The sequence below is a fragment of the Flavobacterium sp. MEB061 genome (assembly GCF_000834715.1).
GTDB classification, from domain to species: Bacteria; Bacteroidota; Bacteroidia; order Flavobacteriales; family Flavobacteriaceae; genus Flavobacterium; species Flavobacterium pectinovorum.
In genome coordinates this window covers 111,775-132,451 of sequence record NZ_JXQR01000051.1, presented here as the reverse complement: position 1 = coordinate 132,451, position 20,677 = coordinate 111,775, and the positions used below count along the sequence as shown (strand labels likewise).

Annotated in this window: 19 protein-coding genes; 4 read left to right on the top strand and 15 right to left on the bottom strand. The window is 32.9% G+C overall.

The window, feature by feature from the left end:
• Positions 1–254 precede the first annotated feature (254 nt).
• From RT99_RS19470 to guaB, 4 genes are all read left to right on the top strand, one after another.
• Positions 255–1,121, top strand: a complete 867-nt coding sequence (locus tag RT99_RS19470) for a hydroxymethylglutaryl-CoA lyase (protein WP_042566406.1) — start codon at positions 255–257, stop codon at positions 1,119–1,121.
• 83 nt (positions 1,122–1,204) lie between these two features.
• Positions 1,205–1,762, top strand: a complete 558-nt coding sequence (locus RT99_RS19465; protein WP_042566405.1) for a hypothetical protein — start codon at positions 1,205–1,207, stop codon at positions 1,760–1,762.
• Positions 1,759–3,153 (top strand): DUF5723 family protein, encoded by a 1,395-nt coding sequence (locus RT99_RS19460; RefSeq protein WP_042566404.1) that lies wholly within the window; start codon positions 1,759–1,761, stop codon positions 3,151–3,153. The genes RT99_RS19465 and RT99_RS19460 overlap by 4 nt, the downstream gene beginning before the upstream one ends.
• Positions 3,154–3,369: 216 nt before the next feature.
• Positions 3,370–4,842, top strand: coding sequence for an IMP dehydrogenase (guaB, locus tag RT99_RS19455; protein ID WP_042566403.1), 1,473 nt, complete (start codon positions 3,370–3,372; stop codon positions 4,840–4,842).
• A 61-nt stretch (positions 4,843–4,903) separates the two neighbouring features.
• Here the strand turns inward: guaB and RT99_RS19450 are convergent, their stop codons facing one another.
• The 15 genes from RT99_RS19450 to RT99_RS19380 form a co-directional block, all read right to left on the bottom strand.
• On the bottom strand, positions 4,904–5,407 hold the full coding sequence (locus RT99_RS19450) for a hypothetical protein (protein ID WP_042566402.1): 504 nt from the start codon (positions 5,405–5,407) through the stop codon (positions 4,904–4,906).
• Between the two features lie 265 nt (positions 5,408–5,672).
• Positions 5,673–6,560 carry a L,D-transpeptidase gene (locus RT99_RS19445; protein WP_042566401.1) on the bottom strand — a complete coding sequence of 296 codons (888 nt, stop codon included), beginning with the start codon at positions 6,558–6,560 and terminating at the stop codon, positions 5,673–5,675.
• A 140-nt stretch (positions 6,561–6,700) separates the two neighbouring features.
• Complete coding sequence (locus tag RT99_RS25940) at positions 6,701–7,675, bottom strand: acyltransferase (RefSeq protein ID WP_042566400.1); 975 nt, start codon at positions 7,673–7,675, stop codon at positions 6,701–6,703.
• 45 nt (positions 7,676–7,720) lie between these two features.
• The gene (locus tag RT99_RS19435) at positions 7,721–8,302 is read right to left on the bottom strand and encodes an NUDIX domain-containing protein (RefSeq protein ID WP_042566399.1); all 582 of its coding nucleotides are present in this window, start codon (positions 8,300–8,302) and stop codon (positions 7,721–7,723) included.
• A 54-nt stretch (positions 8,303–8,356) separates the two neighbouring features.
• Positions 8,357–9,628: an adenylosuccinate synthase gene (locus RT99_RS19430; protein ID WP_042566398.1), complete on the bottom strand. Its 1,272-nt coding sequence runs from the start codon at positions 9,626–9,628 to the stop codon at positions 8,357–8,359.
• Between the two features lie 95 nt (positions 9,629–9,723).
• Complete coding sequence (locus RT99_RS19425; protein ID WP_029268726.1) at positions 9,724–10,182, bottom strand: Fur family transcriptional regulator; 459 nt, start codon at positions 10,180–10,182, stop codon at positions 9,724–9,726.
• A gap of 184 nt (positions 10,183–10,366) precedes the next feature.
• Positions 10,367–10,909, bottom strand: coding sequence for a hypothetical protein (locus RT99_RS25050; protein ID WP_082036988.1), 543 nt, complete (start codon positions 10,907–10,909; stop codon positions 10,367–10,369).
• Between the two features lie 22 nt (positions 10,910–10,931).
• Positions 10,932–13,154: a bifunctional (p)ppGpp synthetase/guanosine-3',5'-bis(diphosphate) 3'-pyrophosphohydrolase gene (locus RT99_RS19415; protein ID WP_042566397.1), complete on the bottom strand. Its 2,223-nt coding sequence runs from the start codon at positions 13,152–13,154 to the stop codon at positions 10,932–10,934.
• Between the two features lie 225 nt (positions 13,155–13,379).
• Entirely contained in the window at positions 13,380–14,168 is a 789-nt protein-coding gene (locus RT99_RS19410; protein WP_042566396.1) for an RNA methyltransferase, read from the bottom strand.
• Positions 14,169–14,340: 172 nt separating this feature from the next.
• Positions 14,341–15,426, bottom strand: a complete 1,086-nt coding sequence (locus RT99_RS19405; protein WP_042566395.1) for a phosphoglyceromutase — start codon at positions 15,424–15,426, stop codon at positions 14,341–14,343.
• Between the two features lie 128 nt (positions 15,427–15,554).
• A complete protein-coding gene (locus RT99_RS19400; protein WP_042566394.1) occupies positions 15,555–16,886 on the bottom strand; it encodes a DUF58 domain-containing protein in 1,332 nt (443 codons plus the stop codon).
• Between the two features lie 24 nt (positions 16,887–16,910).
• Positions 16,911–17,522, bottom strand: coding sequence for a hypothetical protein (locus RT99_RS19395; protein WP_042566393.1), 612 nt, complete (start codon positions 17,520–17,522; stop codon positions 16,911–16,913).
• A 48-nt stretch (positions 17,523–17,570) separates the two neighbouring features.
• The gene (locus RT99_RS19390; protein ID WP_042566444.1) at positions 17,571–18,584 is read right to left on the bottom strand and encodes a MoxR family ATPase; all 1,014 of its coding nucleotides are present in this window, start codon (positions 18,582–18,584) and stop codon (positions 17,571–17,573) included.
• Between the two features lie 107 nt (positions 18,585–18,691).
• Positions 18,692–19,900, bottom strand: coding sequence for a DUF4350 domain-containing protein (locus RT99_RS19385; protein ID WP_042566392.1), 1,209 nt, complete (start codon positions 19,898–19,900; stop codon positions 18,692–18,694).
• On the bottom strand, positions 19,893–20,666 hold the full coding sequence (locus RT99_RS19380; protein WP_042566391.1) for a hypothetical protein: 774 nt from the start codon (positions 20,664–20,666) through the stop codon (positions 19,893–19,895). Before RT99_RS19380 ends, RT99_RS19385 begins: the two co-directional genes overlap by 8 nt.
• Positions 20,667–20,677: the final 11 nt, after the last annotated feature.

Below are 20,677 nucleotides of genomic sequence, written 5' to 3'. Positions count from 1 at the left end.
ACAAATATACGTAATAAATATTAATATTACTCTTTTTGGTAATATTATATATAATTACAATATTGTGTAATTATCTAAAGCCACTGAATATAGATTTTAGAAAAACTCAAATGAAATGCCTTTTTAAAAGTATGGCAAATCTATGTTTCTATGTATTTAACTGGACTTTTACGATTGCATTCAATGCTTAAGAAAATTATAACTTTTATTTCTTTAAAAAAGAAACTAACTTAGCCTTCACAAAAGAATAAACTTTGAATAAAGAAATCAAAATTATCGAATGTCCACGTGATGCCATGCAGGGTATCAAAACCTTTATTCCTACCAAGAATAAGGTTTCATACATACAAGCTTTGCTTAGAGTGGGTTTTGATACCATTGATTTTGGAAGTTTTGTTTCTCCCAAAGCGATTCCGCAAATGCAGGATACAGCCGAAGTTTTGGCACAGCTTGACTTGTCACAAACTACAAGTAAACTGCTGGCTATCATTGCCAATACACAAGGCGCTGCAATGGCATCAGAGCATGAACCTATTCAATATTTAGGTTTTCCTTTTTCTATATCCGAGAATTTCCAGATGCGAAACACACATAAAACCATCGCAGAATCTTTGGTTACATTGGAAGAAATTCTGGAAATTGCTGATAAAAAAAATAAAGAAGTTGTAACGTACCTTTCAATGGGTTTCGGAAATCCGTACGGAGATCCGTGGAATGTTGAAATCGTAGGAGAGTGGACAGAAAAATTGTCGACAATGGGTGTAAAAATCCTTTCACTTTCTGATACCGTTGGAAGTTCAACGCCGGAAGTAATCACGTATCTTTTTTCGAATTTAATTCCGAAATATCCTCAAATTGAATTTGGGGCGCATTTGCATACCACTCCAAATAGCTGGTTCGAAAAAATAGAAGCAGCTTCAAAAGCCGGCTGTACTCGTTTTGACGGTGCAATTCAGGGTTTTGGAGGCTGCCCGATGGCTACAGATAAATTAACCGGGAATATGCCTACCGAAAAGTTAATTTCCTATTTTACTTCAAATAAAAAAACAACAGGACTAAACTCTTTAAGTTTTGAAAGTGCTTATAATGAGGCTTCAAAACTGTTTGGACAATTTCATTAGAATAAAAAGTAGTATATTTATTACTCAATTTATAATAAGTTACATCAAATTAGCGTTGTTTCTTATTATTTAATCTACTTTTTATGGAAATACCACACTCAATCAGAAGAATTCATATATTCTTAGGCTTGGCATTTTTATTCTCTTCATGCGCAAGCGATCTGGATATTGATCAAATCAATAATATCAAACTCGAACCTGTTTTTGTAGCTAACCTGGCTTTTTTTGATGTACCTGCAAATAAATTCATAGACGATGGGAATGCCCATGAAATTGCAGTTGATGTTCAGCCTTTTAAAATTTTTAAAGAAAATCATTTCAAGGATAATCTGGTTAAGGCAGAACTCAATTTCGAAATAGAAAACACTATAAACAGAGCTTTTAGTATTGATTTTGTGCTTTATGATAAAAATGACGCAATCATCGAAACCATAACTTTTGAAGTTCCGGCATACACAGGAAGCCCGAATGTCATAAAATTTCCCACAGAAGTTTTCGAACAGGCAAGACTAGAGCTTTTAAAAAAAACAGTTGAAATTGGTTTTACTGTTAGAATAGCTGCAGGTCCACCCTTAAATGAGAATAGTGTAGGTAATTTGAAATTACGATCGAGCGCAACCGCATATATGGAAATCGAATGAGAAAAGTATATCTGATAATACTGGTTGTTTTCCAGTTTGGTTTTGCGCAAAATAAGGCGTTACTATATAATTTTACTTCAATTCCACAAGCTTCTTTAGTCAATCCTGGTGCCGATGTTTCGTATAAATATTATTTTGGAATTCCGTTATTATCCGGAGTTTCAGCTAATGTAGGTTCGAAAAGCTTCTCTGCGTATGATTTATTTGCTAATGACGGAGTTGATTTTACCGAAAAAGTTCGAAATATTATAAACAAATCATCAGCCAATGATAAAACCCATGTTAATGAGCAAGTCGAAGTGTTTTCCGGAGGTTTTAGAGTTGGAGGAGAAGATAGTCAGTCGTATGTGTCATTTGGAGTTTATCAGGAATTTGATTTTTTGATGTATGTGCCCAAAGATTTAGCAATATTGGCATTAGATGGAAATCGGGATCACATGGGTAAATCCTTTAATCTTGCTGATTTAAATGTTAGAGCCGAAGCGCTTTCGGTGCTTCATGTTGGATTTCATAAAAAAATAAGTGAAAAATTAGTGTTGGGTGGCCGCGCCAAACTTTATTCAAGTGGTGCAAATGCAACATCAACAAATAATTCGGGGTTTATTTATACAGACGAAATTGAAGGTACGCGTAATATTTATACCCAGGTAATTTCTTCAAATTTAGAACTTAAAACTTCAGGTATTTCTACTTTTACAAAAGATGAATACAGAGGGAGTGAGACTGAAGATATTATACATAACAGTTTTTTTAACGGAAGTTTAGGTTTGGGGGTAGATGCAGGAGTTACCTATTATTTTAAGGATAATCTTCAGTTTACAACAAGTGTTATAGATTTGGGTTTTGTGAGGCAGTCTAAGGATATAGAAACACGAACCTATAAAGGAAGTTACACTTATAATGGAGTAAATCCTAATTTTGATGATATAGATGGACCAAGAAATGTTTTAGGAGAATTTGATAAAGCTATTCCGAGAGATACACTTTATAACAAATACACAACCTGGAGGCCAACAAAATTCTATTCTTCTCTTCAATATTCGTTTGGAGAATCAAGATATGGTGAAAAATGTGATTGCAGAGCCCAAAGCAAGCGCGGATATGCAAATTCTATTGGAGGTCAGTTGTTTATAATGAGTATGCCAAAAAAACCTTTTACAGCTTTTACTGCTTTTTATAAACGCAGTATTTTCGAAAAATTAGATTTTAAAGCTACTTATACATTTGATACGTTTTCGAATACAAATTTGGGATTAGGACTTTCCGGAACAATTGGAAAATTCAATATTTATGCTCTGGTCGATAATGTTTTTGAATATAAAGACGTCACCAAAGCCAATAGTATAGCGTTTCAATTTGGTTTAAATTTTATTTTTCCAGATTCAGATTAATTTTATAAATTCCAATACATAAATTCCAAATTCCAAACCTTTATTGCTGCATATTTTCAAATGGAGCAACAAAATTGGAATTTGGAATTTTTTATTTGGATTTTGAAGATCACGAATGTAGTACCTTTCTTATAGAGATAAAATTAAGAAAAACTTAGTATTCAAGTTTCCAATTTATTCACTATATTTGCACGCAATTCAACTAGAAATTGCACCATGATAGCACACAACTCCAAGATTATCGGCGAAGGTTTAACTTACGACGATGTATTATTAGTACCTAACTACTCGAATGTGCTTCCTCGCGAAGTGAGTATCAAATCAAAATTTTCCCGTAATATAACACTAAACGTTCCTATAGTATCAGCTGCTATGGATACCGTTACCGAAAGTGCAATGGCAATTGCTATGGCGCAAGAAGGCGGAATTGGTGTTTTGCATAAAAATATGACCATTGAGCAACAAGCAGCGAAGGTTAGAAAAGTAAAACGTGCTGAGGCAGGAATGATTATCGATCCGGTAACATTACCAATGACTTCAACAATTGCAGATGCAAAAAATGCCATGAAAGAATTCGGAATTGGCGGAATTCCAATTGTTGACGAAAACAGAATCTTAAAAGGAATCGTTACAAATCGTGATTTACGTTTCGAAAAAAACGGAGCGAGACCAATTATAGAAGTAATGACCAGTAAAAACTTAGTTACTGTTGCAGAAGGAACTTCATTAGAACAAGCCGAAGTAGTTTTACAAGGCCATAAAATAGAAAAATTACCGGTTGTAAATGCTCAAAATGAATTAGTTGGACTAATTACTTTTAGAGATATTACAAAATTAACTCAAAAACCAATCGCTAATAAAGATACTTTTGGTCGTTTGAGAGTTGCTGCCGCAATTGGGGTTACTGGCGATGCAGTTCAAAGAGCTGAAGCGTTAGTTGCTGCAGGCGTAGACGCAATCATTATTGATACAGCACATGGACATACAGAAGGTGTTGTAAACACATTGAAACAAATAAAAGCAAAATTCCCAAACATTGATGTAATTGTTGGAAACATTGCTACTCCGGAAGCGGCTAAATATTTAGTAGAAAATGGAGCCGATGGTGTAAAAGTAGGAATAGGACCTGGTTCTATTTGTACAACGCGTATCGTAGCAGGTGTTGGTTTTCCTCAATTTTCAGCCGTTCTTGAAGTAGCTGCGGCTATCAAAGGAACTGGAGTTCCGGTTATTGCAGATGGTGGAATTCGTTATACAGGAGATATCCCGAAAGCAATTGCTGCAGGTGCCGATTGTGTAATGTTAGGTTCATTATTAGCAGGAACAAAAGAATCTCCGGGAGAAACTATTATTTTTGAAGGAAGAAAATTCAAATCTTACCGCGGAATGGGTTCTGTTGAAGCTATGCAAACAGGTTCTAAAGACCGTTATTTTCAGGATGTTGAAGACGATGTAAAAAAATTAGTTCCGGAAGGAATCGTTGGTCGTGTTCCTTACAAAGGAGAATTAAACGAAAGTATGCTTCAGTTTATCGGAGGTCTTCGTGCCGGAATGGGATATTGTGGTTCAAAAGATATTCCAACTTTACAGGAATCTGGACGTTTTGTTAGAATCACGTCAAGCGGAATTACTGAAAGTCACCCACACAACGTTACTATTACAAAAGAAGCTCCGAATTATTCAAGATAATTTTCAGCTTTCACTATAAAACAAAAGGCATAAGATTTAATTCTTATGCCTTTTTTGATTTTTATTGAATAATCGAAATCCCATTATTCAATTCATCAATTATACCTTGATTTGGTTCTATCGCTTCGGCCTGAGCGCCGTATTGCATTTGTATAGAACCACCTTTTCCGTTGTAAATAAAACCTTGGTATTTGTATAAAATATCATTGTAATCTAGCTCACACTCAAAGTAATTAACGGTAATATCGTTTATTTTCTTTTTATAGATTTTCAGGTTTTTGATCTTTCCGAACTCTTTGTATTCATCCTGAATAGTACTTTTGAGATTTTTATCAGTAATAAAATAATCATATTCAATAAAGTACGCGTTTACTAAATTATACTTGTCATGAAATTGTGCATCCCAGTCTATAGAATCTGTATTTTTAATCCAATGATCAGGATTGTATTTAATTTGATAAATTTCTTTTCGGCTTGTATAAGTTTCTAGTTTTGAATTCTTTTTTGTTTGCCCTATCGAAATAAAACCCGATAGTAAAAATAGGAAAAGTAGATTTTTTGACATGTGATATTTAAATTTTGGCTAATAATATGAAACGAAAGTAGCAAATAAAAATTACTTAGGATAAAAATATTTAAGAGATTTTTTTCACGCAGATTTTGCAGATTTGAACGGATCTTAAAATATTAATTAGCTACACAAATCAGCTAAAATCTTTTTAAATCTGCGTGAAACAAAAAACTTTGTAACTCATCTTTACTTCAAAATAAAAAAGCTAACACAATTTTTAAAATTGCATTAGCTTTTTCTGTGTAGAAATATATAATTTTTAAGGCGAAACAGCTTCTTCTCCTGCTCTTACTTTTTGATTATCTAGTATTTTTTGAATAAAAGGCTGTGTTTCTTTTTCAATATCAGATTCAGAAATATCCAATGCTTTCGGATCGTTAACTAATTCATACCAAGGTTTTGGCCCATCAAAATTATAGCTTCCAAAAACAATAACAGGAGTTCCCTTTACTTTTACGTTTTCTTTATCTTTCAAAATCCATTCATCTGCCCATTTATATAAATATTTTGCATCTTTTTCGAGCAATCGCAAACAAGAATGAGAGGCAGGATATCCCGGTAATTCATACTGATGAAAACCAACTCCGAGTTTATTCTCGATATTAAAATTCCATTTTAAATCCCATTCGTCGTTAAAAGTACTCGTTGTTTGTTCTGCTTTCCAATTGGTAAAAAATAATCCGGTTGGTGTTGGATCTTTTTTTCTTCCCATATTTGTTGGACCGGTATAAACTAATTCTCCATTTTCGTAAGCAGCAAATGTTTGCGTTGGATAAGAGAAAATCAACACTTTTTCAACCTCTTCTAAACTCGAAACGTGAATAGGAAACGGAAGATAATAAGGCAAATCTCCACTAAAATCTGATGGAATCACAACAGAGTCCATTTTAGCAAAATTGGCTTTGTCAGTTCTGTTTATGGCGTATGCAATATCTAGTTTAGTCGAATCACTTTTATTGGTTTCAAGCCATCCTTTTGTTTTTTCAAAATGAAAGCTAACAGATGACGCAGGTTTTTTATATTCAATTGTTTTATGCGGTTTTGCTTCTTCCTCATTCGTTCTTGTAGTTTTGCTTTCCTTACAAGAAACTATTAAGGTTAAAATTAATAGAAGCAAAATATTTGATGTGTAATATAACTTTCTCATAATTGGGATTTTTTAGTAGAGTAAAGTTATTTTTTTTAGAGCTCAAACGAATTACAGAATTTTTGGAATTGTTTATTTTATTAACATTTTATTTTTTATAGATCTGAAGTGCATATAATTTTAAAAATTATTAAACCACATTACATTCCGAATATATACTTTTTAAAAAAATTAACCTTGACTAATATTTTATATAAAATTATAAATAGAACTTCAAGAATAATAGTTATGAGATAAAATTTAATTAAAGATTGCGTTCCTACTAAATACTTGGAAATTAAGATTGGTAAAACATGCCATAGATAGATACCCAAAGAGTTTATTCCTAACCATTGAATCGATTTAGATTCAAATAAGGAATCTGTCAGGGCTAGTTTTAAGCAAAAATTTAAAATTAAAAGATTTAATAGAAAGAAATTTAGAATTGATAATATCACACTATCATAAAAAAATAAATAAACAACAAGGCCTAGAAAAATAAAAGGGGTTATAATTTCAATTAATCTTAATTTTTTTATAGTTTTATTTCTATAACTAATTCCAATAAGAAAAAATATATAAAAATAAGGTCTGAAGGTATATATGAGAATTGAAAATATTCTATTCAAAAAAGGGATTTGTGTATAGATTGAGGAATACTTATATAAAATAAAGAAGGTTATCGATATCAAAAGGCCTAAAATCAATATAATATTATAATTTGTGAAAAGTTTTTTAAAAAGCCATGTTAGTAGTATCCAGCTTAAAAAACCAGGAATAAACCATAAATGATAGAAGGGATAAATGATAGAATTTTTAAATTTTGCAATAGAAAATAAATTCGTTCCTAAAATGCAAGATATTATATAGTAAGATATAAAAGCAATAATCCATGGTAGTATTATTCTTAAAAAGTATTTTTTGAAGAGATCGTACAGATTTAATTCTGAAATTGTATTAATGTTTAGGAGGTATCCGGTTATCCCAATAAAAAGAGGCATATGAAAACTATAAATTAGAGTTCGCCAAATTGATTCACTTAATGCTCCCTGAATTACGTGCCCTATTATTACTAAAATAATTAATATACCTTTTAATAAATCAATATTTTTAATTCTTGTATTTTTTTCTCTCACTATAATGAGTTTTTTATTGAGGTTAAGTTAAGTATGTAAGTATATTTAAATCAGCCCTTTTATTTTAGCATGCTGCAACAACATAATAGTTTTAGCATCAGTAATCTCACCAGATTCAAACATTGCATAAGCTTCATCAAAAGTATATTCCAATACTTCGATATTTTCCTGTTCAGCATCTAATCCACCGCCATCGTTTACTTTCATAGTTTCATCATATTCACCAACAAATAAATATAAAATTTCTGTTACAGATCCCGGAGACATATAAGTTTCAATAACTTTTTGAACTTTGTTTAAGCGATAACCCGTTTCTTCTTCCGTTTCGCGAATAACTGCTTCCTCGGCATTGTCCTGATCCAAAAGTCCGGCACAAACTTCAATCATCATTCCGGTTTTATTTCCGTTAAGGTAAGTTGGCAAACGAAATTGTCTCGTTAGAATTACTGTTTTTTTCTCGGTATTATATAATAAAATAGCGGCGCCATTTCCTCGGTCATAAACTTCACGAATATGCGATTCTACATTGCCATCTTTCTTTTGGTAATCAAAAGTTACTTTGTTTAATACATACCAATTGTCTGATAATAACTTAGTTTCAGTAATTTTAATTTCTGGATTTTTCATGTGTGAAATGTTTTGTATAAAAAAACGCTCTGGTTATCAGAGCGTTTAGATGTATTATTTTGTTATTGTTTGCTTTCTGTCTGGTCCAACAGATACAATCTTAATTGGTACACCAACTTCTGCTTCAATAAACTCGATATATTCTTTTAGCTCGATTGGTAATTGATCATAAGTAGTCAATCCTGTTAAATCAGCTTGCCATCCTTTAAACTCTTTATAAATCGGAGTAACATTTTCAGGCTCGATGTTGTAAGGAAAGTGAGAAATGATTTGTCCTTTATAGTTGTATTCAGTACAAACTTTTAAAGTTTCCAAACCAGAAAGTACATCACCTTTCATCATCATCAATTGCGTAACTCCATTTACCTGAACAGCATATTTTAAAGCCACTAAGTCTAACCATCCGCAACGTCTTTGTCTTCCTGTAACAGATCCAAATTCGTTACCAACTCTTGCCATTGTAGCACCAACCTCGTCAAAAAGTTCAGTTGGGAAAGGTCCGCTACCAACACGGGTAACATACGCTTTAAAAATTCCGTAAACTTCTTTGATTTTGTTAGGAGCAATTCCTAAACCAGTACAAGCTCCTGCAGCAGTAGTATTTGATGAAGTTACAAAAGGATAAGTTCCAAAGTCAACATCTAATAAAGACCCCTGAGCTCCTTCGCATAAAATAGATTTACCCGCTTTTTGAGCCTGGTACATATATTCTTCACTGTCAATAAAATCTAATTTTTTTAATTCTTCAATAGCTTCAAAAAACTCTTTTTCAAGTTCAGCTAAGTTATATTGAATCGCTACATCGTAAAAAGCAATCATTGCCTCATGTTTATCAGCTAATGCTCTGTAACGTTCTTTGAAATCTTCTAATTCAATATCTCCAACACGCAAACCGTTTCTACCGGTTTTGTCCATATAAGTTGGGCCAATTCCTTTTAATGTAGAACCAATTTTTGCTTTTCCTTTTGATGCCTCAGATGCTGCATCTAATAAACGGTGCGTTGGTAAAATTAAATGCGCTTTTCTTGAAATGATCAATTTGTTTTTGATGTCAAGGTTAAATTTCTCTAAACCTTCAATTTCTTTTTGAAAAACTACAGGATCAATTACAACCCCGTTTCCGATGATATTTACTGAATTTTTATGAAAAATTCCAGAAGGAATGGTTCTTAAAACGTGCTTAATTCCGTCAAATTCTAATGTATGTCCTGCGTTTGGTCCTCCTTGAAAACGTGCAATAATATCATAATTTGAGGTAAGAACGTCAACAATTTTTCCTTTACCTTCATCTCCCCATTGTAATCCTAGTAATAAATCTACGGTCATTCTGTTTTAATTTGCGTTGAGGCAATCTAAGTCGCCCTACTGATTAATGTAGTTAATTTTCTTTTTTTTTATTTTTTGAATAATTCCTTTCCGGATTATTGTTTTTGTTTTTTGTTTCCGTAGAAATAAAGTGAATGATTCGTGATTTCGATATCAAATATTTCTTCGATTGTTTTTTTGATGGTTTGAATTCTTGGATCACAAAATTCAATTACTTCGCCAGAATCAGTCATGATAATATGATCGTGCTGTTTGTCGAAATATGATTTTTCGTAGTAAGCCTGATTTTGTCCAAATTGATGTTTTCTAACCAATGCGCAGTCTAACAATAACTCGATCGTGTTGTATAAAGTTGCTCTACTCACACGATAGTTTTTGTTTTTCATTTTGATATAAAGGTTTTCTATATCAAAATGCTCTTCGCTATCGTAAATTTCCTGAAGTATAGCATAGCGCTCAGGAGTTTTGCGATGCCCTTTTTGTTCAAGATACATTGTAAAAACGTTTTTTACAATTTCTTGATTTCTAGTGTTGTCAGTTGAAATGAGTGTCATATCCGGCAAAGATAATTTTTTATTTTTAATGAATAAAAGTTTCGGGTTTAAAGTTTAACGTTCAAATCTATATTCAATTATGTATATCACATTAAATACAAGGTTTTACAACGATAAATTTTAGAAAGTTCACAAGAACTTAATTAACATAATTATTTTTATTTATGATAAAACTAACAAATTTTTAGTTGGTTTTGGACATATACATGAACCAGTTCCATTCCCAGTTTTTTCCTTTGTCATCAGACATTGCCTGACTCCAAACCGGATTGTTTTCATCTCGTGCATCCCATCGAAATACCTGGATTACATTTTTTCCTTCAAATACATCTTTCGAAAAAAAATGCCCAACTTTATTTTCAAAAGAACCTACAACAGGTTTATCTAAAGTTCCCGAAGTCGAATCTGCCCAATAAATACTCCACAATTTTGTTTTTGGATTAAAAAGACGAACCGTCATTCCTTCAAAAGGTTCTCCGTCAAAAGTGGCCAGGAAATTATCAATATTTCCAATTCCGTTTAAAATCTTGTACATTTCCTGGGTCGAAGGGAATTCAATCCATTCGTTAGAATTCGCAAATCTTTTTTTTAATTTTTTATTTCTAATAACAGATTTTCCCTGAAAAAAATCAAAATCATCTTTTGAAGAAGATTCAGAAGCGACAATTATAAGTTCGCCATTTTTATCAAAATTTAATTTCGGAATTTCTAAAGAATCTGTTTTCATAATCATTTTTTAAAGAATAAATTTATGTTCTGTATTCACGAGTGACTTTATCAACGCCATCTACTTTTTTAATTGCGTTGATCATTTTCTTCAAAATAGTATTATTTTTCACAATAACCGCAATCTGACCATGAAAGATTCCCGCGTCAGTACTCAGCGAAATACTTTGAATATTAACGCTCATATTGTTCGAAATCACTTTTGTTAACTGATTCGTAAGTCCCAAAACATCCATTCCTGTAATGTTGATAATGGCTTTGAATTCTTCCTGAGAAGAGTCAATCCATTTGGCACTCATAATGCGATATGCATAATTAGATTGCATTCCAATAGCATTCGGACAGTCTTTTTTATGCACTTTTATTCCTTCATTGATGGTTACAAATCCAAAAACATCATCACCCGGAATTGGGTTACAGCATTGCGAAAGTTTGTAATCAAGTTTGTCATGTTCGGTTCCAAAAACCAGCATGTCATAATTACTGCTAATGACCGGTTTATGAATGTCTTCGGCGGCAGTTGTATCTTTATTTCGCTTAATTTTATTTTTAAAGAAATTGATAATCGTATTGCCTTTTTGCGCAGCATAATCTTTTAATTGCTGATTTTCGATAGCACCAATTCCAACTCTATAAAATAAATCTAAACTTGTTTTTAGTTTGAAAAAGTTTACCAATTCATTGATAACCTGTTCGCTGATTGTTATTTTTAGATGTTTAAGTTTTCGCGTAAGCAGTTCTTTTCCTTCTTCGGCAATTTTTTTAGTATTCTCATTAAGAACGTTTTTAATCTTATTTTTTGCCCTCGAAGTCGTAACATATTCGAGCCAGTTTACAGTTGGTTTTTGGTTGGCCGAAGTAATTACTTCAACCTGATCACCACTTTTAAGTTCATGATTTAAGGGAACCAATCTTCCGTTTACACGCGTTCCTCTGGTTTTAATTCCAATTTCAGAGTGAATACTAAAAGCAAAATCCAGCGAAGTAGCACCTTTTGGCAATGACTTAATTTCTCCTTTTGGTGTAAAGACGAAGATTTCTTTTGAATATAAATTCATTTTAAAATCTTCAACAAAATCTACCGCATTCGTTTCCTGATTTTCAAGAGCCTCGCGAAGTAAATTCAGCCAGACATCTAAGCCGCTTTCTTCGGTTGCTCCGTTTTTGTATTTATAATGAGCAGCATAACCTTTTTCGGCAATTTCATCCATACGCTCACTTCGAACCTGAACTTCGACCCAGCGGCCTTTTGGTCCCATAACGGTAATGTGCAAAGCTTCGTAACCAGTTGATTTTGGAGATGAAATCCAGTCGCGTAAACGACTCGGACTCGGTCTGTAATGATCTGTTACGATCGAATAAATTTTCCAGGCCACAAATTTTTCGTCATGCGGATCTGCTTTATAGACAATTCTAAGGGCAAATTTGTCATACACTTCATCAAAACTTACATTTTGAGCGCGCATTTTTCTACGAATAGAATAAATAGATTTCGGACGGCCTTTTATGATATAATCAATCTCTTCCTTATCCAAAGATTTTTTCAAAACATCAGAAATATCCTTGATATAAGCATCCTGTTCTTCTTTTGTTTCCCTGATTTTGCTTACGATATCATCATAAACGGCAGGTTCAGTGTATTTTAAGCCAAGATCTTCCAGCTTGGTTTTAATATTGTAAAGTCCCAAACGATGGGCGAGAGGGGCATAAATATATAAAGTTTCAGAAGCTATTTTGGTTTGTTTGTATTCCGCCATTGAATCCATGGTTTGCATATTGTGCAAACGGTCGGCCAATTTGATTAGGATAACACGCACATCATCGTTCAAAGTCAGAATCATTTTCCTGAAATTTTCGGCCTGCATCGACGCATTCAAATCCTTTTGAACCATCGAAATTTTAGTCAGACCTTCAACCAATTGTGCCACTTTTGGGTTGAATAAACGTTCAATATCTTCAACCGTCATGGGTGTATCTTCAACAACATCATGCAATAAAGCCGCAGCAATAGAGGTCGCTCCCAGACCAATTTCTGAGGCAACAATTTTTGCAACTGCAATAGGATGAAAGATATAGGCTTCTCCAGATTTACGACGCTGCTCTTTGTGCGCATCAACTGCAACATCAAAAGCTTTTCGAATAAGTTTTTTGTCAGTTGGGCTTAAAGTTTGGTAGCTAATTCGGAGTAATTCTTTGTATTCCTGCGCAATTGCTTTGTTTTCTTTTTCAATATCTATTTCTATCATAACGGCATAGTTCAAGTACTAAAAATAAGAATAAGTTCCAACATACACAAGGGAATTGAATTGTAGATTTATGATATTAGATTTTAGATTTTTAGCACGTTAAAAAGGACTTCAACTCAACTCATTCTGACATATGAAATTAAATTCGAAGAATTTAATTTCATAAAATCTAAAATCTAAAATCTAAAATCTAAAATCTAAAATCTAAAATCTAAAATCTAAAATCTAAAACCCTCTCTGACGTTTCGCTTCAAAAATTAAAATCGCAGCAGCAACAGAAACATTCATGCTGTCGATTTCTCCCTGCATCGGGATAATGATGTTTTGTGTTGCGGCGTCACGCCATTCCTGAGTTAAACCTGTGGCTTCTGTACCAACAACTAACGCGGTTGGAGTGGTGAAATTTTGAGTATGATATGAAGTTGAATTCTGTAAAGTGGCGCAATAAAAATCAATCTTTTTTTCTTTTAAAAAAGCAATAATTTCGGCTGTAGTTCCCGTTGCAATTTGATTGGTAAACAAACAGCCAACGCTTGAACGGACAATATTCGGATTGTATAAATCGCTTTTTGGGTTTGCAATCAAAACAGCATCCAGATTTGCAGCATCTGCAGTACGTAAAAGTGCGCCAATATTTCCCGGTTTTTCTGGTGCTTCAGCCACTAAAATTAATGGATTTGCTGATAATTTTAAATCTGATAATTGCATTGATTTGGTTTTAGCTATTGCCAAAACACCTTCGGTAGTATCACGGTAAGCCAGTTTTTGATAGACTTCTTTATTGATTTCTATCATTTGAATTGGTGAATTCACCAATTTATTAATTTCAATTTCTGAAACTAATTCCGGTAAAAATAAAACCGTTTCTATTTCGTAACCGCCTTTTATAGCTAATGAAATTTCACGTAATCCTTCAATCAAAAAAGTTCCGGTTTGTTTGCGGGCTTTTGCTTTTTCCTGCAGTAAAACAAGTGATTTTATAAACGGATTTTGAATTGATGTGATTTGTTTCATTTTTTTTAAGGCTCAAAGTTGCAAAGGCTCAAAGGTACAGAGGTTTTTTTCTTCCTGCAAGGTTTTCGAAACCTTGTAGGTTTTTAATAGGATGGAGGAAAAAAACAGCCACGAATTCACGAATTTTTATTAAAAAAAACAAATATAATTCGTGAATTCGTGGCAAAAAAACTTATTTTTCAAAGACTTCTTTAACTTCATTAGCAACAGGATGTTCTGCAGTAAAAGTATATCCCATAATTTTTGCAATCGTCTGCGCAAATTGTTTTTGGTACAATTGAGAATCTGTTTTGATTTCGCCTTTTGGAGCAATTTCAGGACCAATTGCAGCAAACCAAATTTGAGATGCGCCCGCAATTTTATCACCGTGACTTGTCCATTCAGATTTTACTTTGTCGCCACGACCGTGATCTACAGTGATTAGTAAAGTCGTTTTGTTTTTATATTGCGGATCGTTTTGTACAAAGGTCCAGATTTCCTTAATCCATTTATCCACTTGGTTTGCAGCATCGAGATACGATCTGTAATGTCCGTGATGTGCCCATTCATCGGTTTCACCATACGAAATATAAAGTACTTTTGGTTTGTTGGTTTTGAGTTCGTTCAACGCTTCATAATGCGTAAAAACGTCCAGACATTCATCTTCATGAAAAGGCTTAAACGAATTGTCGCGCATTTCATTTAATAATTTTTGAATTTCAGTTGGCTTATTTCCACCCACTTTATCAAATGCAGAAATTACAGGAAAACCACTTCTTTTTTCATTCAAAATGCGATCAAAAGCATCCCAGGCTCCAAAAGCTGCAACTTTACCTTTAATTTTAGATTGTTGATTTAAAAACTCCAAAACATTCACATTCGGATTTGGTTTGTAATCGTTGGAGTTGACAGCAATATCTACATTGCCCGTAAATATCTCGCTATATCCCGGATAACTAAACCAATACGGATTTGAAACATCAACTTTATTCCCTAAATCGCGATTGCCATAAATTTGACCTTTCGCAGCAATTTCAGACCATAAAAAAGGCATTAGTTTCTGGCGGCGTTCTTTAAAATCACTGCTTCCATATTTTTTATGAATGTAAGTGCTGTCGCCCTGATTGAAGTTTTTATCATTGGCAATTTCAGCATCCATTCCTTTAAAAACTTCCTGCCATCTAAAACCGTCTGTGGTAATAACTATGATGTTTTCTGTTTTTTGTGCGTGCGATAAAAGTCCAAATAAAATAATGAGAATAGAAAATGCTTTTTTCATATGTTTTGAGTTATGAAGGTTCAGAGAAACAAAGATTCAAAGATTTTTGCTCATTCTTACATTTAGATTATGAAATTCACAACTTAGTAATACTCATTTTACATTTTCACAACATAACATTTCGCATCTTACAAAATTCCTCTCGCTTTAATCTCCAAATATTTATTAATAGCATCCAAAGTCAGATTTTCAGGCTGCGTTAAAACCGAATGAATTCCGTATTTCTTCAATTCATTGGCGATTAAGCGCTTTTCGAACATAAATTTTTCAGCAATTACTTTGTCGTAAACTTCCTGAATTGTGTCGGTTTTTTTATTGATGATTTCGTTTAGTTCCGTATTGCTAAAGAAAACAACAACCAATAAATGACTTTTTGCAATTCCCTTTAAGTAGGGCATTTGGCGGTTTAAACCGTCCATTGTTTCAAAATTGGTGTATAGAATAATCAAACTTCTTTGGTTGATATTCTTTTTGATATCAACATACAAACGGCTGTAATCACTTTCAAAAAAATCTGTTTTGATGTTGTATAAAGTTTCGAGGATTTTTTGCATTTGCGAACCTCTTTTTTCGGCAAAAACTCTGTTTTCGACTTTTTTCGAGAAAGCAAAAATTCCGGCTTTGTCTTGTTTTTTCAGAATCACATTTGCCAGAACCAACGTCGAGTTTATCGCATAATCAAGCAAACTCAAACCATTAAAAGGCATTTGCATCACGCGGCCTTTATCAATCGCCAAATAAACCGATTGTGATTTTTCGTCCTGAAACTGGTTCACCATCAAGGCATTTTTCTTCGCTGTGGCTTTCCAGTTTAAAGTTCGAAGATCATCGCCCTGAACATATTCTTTAATTTGCTCAAATTCCATTGTGTGACCAATTCGGCGAATTTTCTTGATTCCGTATTGGTATAAATTATTCGAAAAAGCCAGTAAATCGTATTTTCTTAACTGAATATAAGATGGATACGTTGGCACCATTTTATCTTTATCAAAAGTAAATCGTCTTGAAATCAGTTTTAAAGGCGAAGAAACATAGATGTTTAAATTTCCAAAGTAATATTCTCCACGTTCTGTCGGGCGCAAATCGTATCCAATTTTATCCTGACCGGAAGCTTTTATATTCCTAATTATTTTGAAATCACGAACCTGAAACTGAAACGGAATTTCGTCAATAATTTTAATCGAAATTGGAAAAGTATAGTGGTTTTTGATCGAAATACTAACGGGATTTAAATCTCCGTTCGAAAGTTTTTCAGGTGTTTCCCTTGAAGCTTCAATTCCGGTTTTGGCCAGATATAAAATTAAAAGATCAAGTGCCAGAAAAGTGATTAGTACCAAAATAATAAACCAGACTCCGTTGTATAAATTCGGAAAAATAAAAGCACAAACAAACAATCCTATAATGCCCAAAAGCACATAGAAAAAGAAGTTGTTGAGATATAGACTTTTTATGAATTTCAATTTAAAAGAATTTAAAATTTTATTTTATTCCTGTATTTTAGTGAAACTAGAATAACCGAAACCATCTAAAATAGCTATTTTCCAGATTCCATTTTCCTTAACTGCCGTTACTTTATATTTAGGAGTTTCTTTCCATTCTGTCCACGTCCAGAAAAAAGTAGCTTTATTATTTTCAATTTTCAGGTTGTTTACTTTCAGGGTTTTCCAAAACTTCTCCGGATTGTCCTGACAATCACACCACGGATTACTGTCATTACCATAGGGTGGAAGTTCGCCCACAAAATATTCAGCTTTATTGGTTTTAAGATTGTCGCCAATTTTTAACCCAATTTTATTATAATTGTCGATAAACTGCTGCGCAAAAAAGTTCGATTTTTTAAGTTCTTCGACTATTTTGTTGTGTGTTTTTACATTTAAAGCAACATATTTATCGCCTTTTTTGTTGGCAACCACATCAAAATCATTTTGTGTTTTTTTAGTCTCAATCCATTCATAAGCTTTTCTTATTAAGGTTTCGATTTGTTGTTTATCACTTTCGAAATAAATCTTTTTTGTTTTTTCAGCCCCATTTACAGGCTTGAAACCCGCAAGTAAAATCCAAATTAAGGATATAGAAAATAGTTTATAAAATTTCATTTTTAATCTGGTTTTCACAATTAATAATTAACAACTCATAATTAATAATTACCTCGGAATTTCTACTGTTTCAATAATCTGTTTGATAATTTCAGCACTTGTAATTCCTTCCATTTCACGTTCGGGAGCCACAATAACACGGTGTTGTAAAACCGGGGTTGAAGCTTCTTTAATATCTTCGGGAGTTACAAAATCACGACCACGAATGGCTGCGAAACCTTTGGCAGCGTTTAAAATTGCGATCGATGCACGAGGCGAAGCTCCTAAATATAAAAAGGCATTTTCTCTGGTGTTTACCACAATTCTTGCAATATATTCCAACAGATTTTGTTCTACCCTGATTTGTTTGATTAAAGCCTGATACCCTTTTATTTCCTGAGCAGAAAGTATGGTTTTTATTGCTTCTAATTTTCCATGATCCTGCAATAAATGCTCTCTTTGAATAATCAGGATTTCTTCGTCTAATTTTGGATAATCAATCGTTATTTTGAATAAAAAACGATCTAATTGGGCTTCCGGCAAACGATACGTTCCTTCCTGCTCAATTGGGTTTTGTGTAGCAATTACCAAAAACGGGGTTTCCAGCTGATATGCAGAACCGTCAATTGTAATCTGGCGCTCTTCCATTACTTCAAAAAGGGCGGCTTGGGTTTTGGCAGGCGCGCGGTTGATCTCGTCAATTAAAATTAGATTCGAAAAAATTGGTCCTTGTTTGAATTCAAATTCTGAACTTTTTAAGTTGAAAATCGAAGTTCCTAAAATATCCGAAGGCATTAAATCCGGCGTAAACTGAATTCGGCTAAAACCAATATTAAGCGTTTTTGATAATAATTTTGCAGTAATCGTTTTGGCAACCCCCGGAACACCTTCAAGCAAAACGTGTCCGTTTGATAAAATGGCAACCAAAAGCTGGTCGATCATTTTGTGCTGACCTACAATAACGGTTTCAAGCTCTTTTTTGATGCTGTTAACATGCTCTAAAAGTGGAGCAAGGTTTATTCTTGTTTCAAAATTCACGTTTTCGTTTGTGATTTCTGTTTCTGGTGTATTAAAATCGTCCATGTTTTGGTCTTTTTCTTTTGGGTTTATTTTTTTTGCCACAGATTAAATGATTTCACAGATTTTAAAATCATTTTAATCCTTAAATCTGTGGCAAAATATTTTTTTATTTAATGTAAAACTTTCTCGATTGCATTATTAATTCTGATTAAATCTTCCTCGAGACTTCCGTGATAACTTTTTCGATGTTCGTTGATTAAAAATACCAATTCGCGAATATCATTTTCGTCTTTTCCTGATTTGTGATGCAATTTATTAATGAAATCGTCATCCAGTTTTGTTGTATCGATTAAATATTCATTTCGAATTCTTTCGAGGAAATAAATGATTTTTTTATCGATTATATTATCGTGATCGCCTTCCTGATAATATAAATTTCCAATTGTTTTTGTAAAATCCAGCGTTAAATTAGGCAGCGGTTTTACTATCGGAACAATTCTTTGTTTTCGTTTGGCATTAAAAATAATAAAAATCAAAATTCCGATTAAAAATAAATACCAAGCCCATTTTAATGCCGGTTGGCTCATAATATAGCGCAAAGGCGAATCTGAAATAGATTCATTATTTTGCCCTTTGGTGTACCAGTAAACATTTCCTTTTGGAACATACGAAAGTACACTTTCTGCATACTCATAATGGTCTTTTTTTAATAAATGATAATTTGTAAAAGCCACAGGTTTTGTATGCAAATAAAAGTAACCATTGATATAAGGCACTTTTATAAAATCAATTTGCTTTTTATTTTTATTTCCCTGATATCCCAAAACGGTTGTCATCAGAGTATCAATTTTCGAAAAATAATAGTTTCCCATTTCTTCTTCTGTTATGGAATACTTTTTCGGATTTAGTTTTTTATTGGCCATCCAAACCGAATTCATTTTTTCGTTTGGATAACTGGTGTTTATTTCGATTTTTAAACTGTCTAATAATGATTTCGGGAAGTTTTTCATGCTCAAAAAAGCATTATTTCCGTGTGAAACAAAATAGAAAAGTTCGGTAATCGACTGATCGTCAATTTGGCTGTATTCTGAAATATTAAAAAACGTGCCTTTTATTTTGTATTTTCCTGCGGTTGTATCAGGAACATATTTTGAATCTAAAAATTCATAAGGTGTTACGGCAGAAACTCTTTCAATTTTCTGATTTTTTAAAAGACCATTTATTTCTTTGTCAAAAACATACAATCCAAACGGAATTTTATCATTGACAGAATAGGTTGGTCGCCAATCGATTGGTTTTTGCTTATCGTGATCTGCTATTAAAATGATGACGAAAACTAAAATCAAAATAGCAATATAAATTTTAATGGATTTACTCATTGCTAAATGTTTTTAAAGATTTCTTAAATCGGTTTTCGGCTTTTATAAAAGTGGTTTCATCGATTTCAAATTCGCCATACCAAATATGGTTGTATAAATAAGATAAATACATGAATTCTTCTCTGTGTGCGGGTTTTTGAAGCTCGTACAAATAATCAGAATTTGTTTTTTCAATATCCCATTCTATATAATGATTTTGCGCCATGACCTTTAAAAGCCAAAGATAATAATAGCGGACAGCGATTCTTTTTTCTCCGGCTGCAATACTTTCTTTAATTAATTTTTCGAAATCAAGAAGATGAATATTCTTTTCGATATCAGAATAATAGATTGTTTTTTTGTGTGCATTTTTTCCAAAAATCCATTGTCCTTCTTTGGCTATTATTGCTTTTACAATCAAATAGATTACAAAAATGATAACTAAAGCGGCAATGACTTTCAATAAAATAGCAACAAAGTTTAGCGATGCTTCCGGATTACTAAAAGTGAACAATCTTCTGAAAATACTGGCGAGCCATTCTTTAAAATAATCCCAGGCACCTTTTTCGGGTGCTTTATATTCGTAAACGAAATCAGCGTCTTTGTATTTTTTTTTGAAATCTTGTTTGAAGTTTTTTGCTTCAATAGTATCTGAATCGACATGAATATCTTTTTCGGTATATTTTACAGATTCGACTTTTGGCGGATCAACCGTAGCCGAAGAATCCTGCGCCTGCGAAATGCTGCAATAAAATAGAAAAGATAAAACGAAGAAAAATTTGTTCATTACTGGTTCCT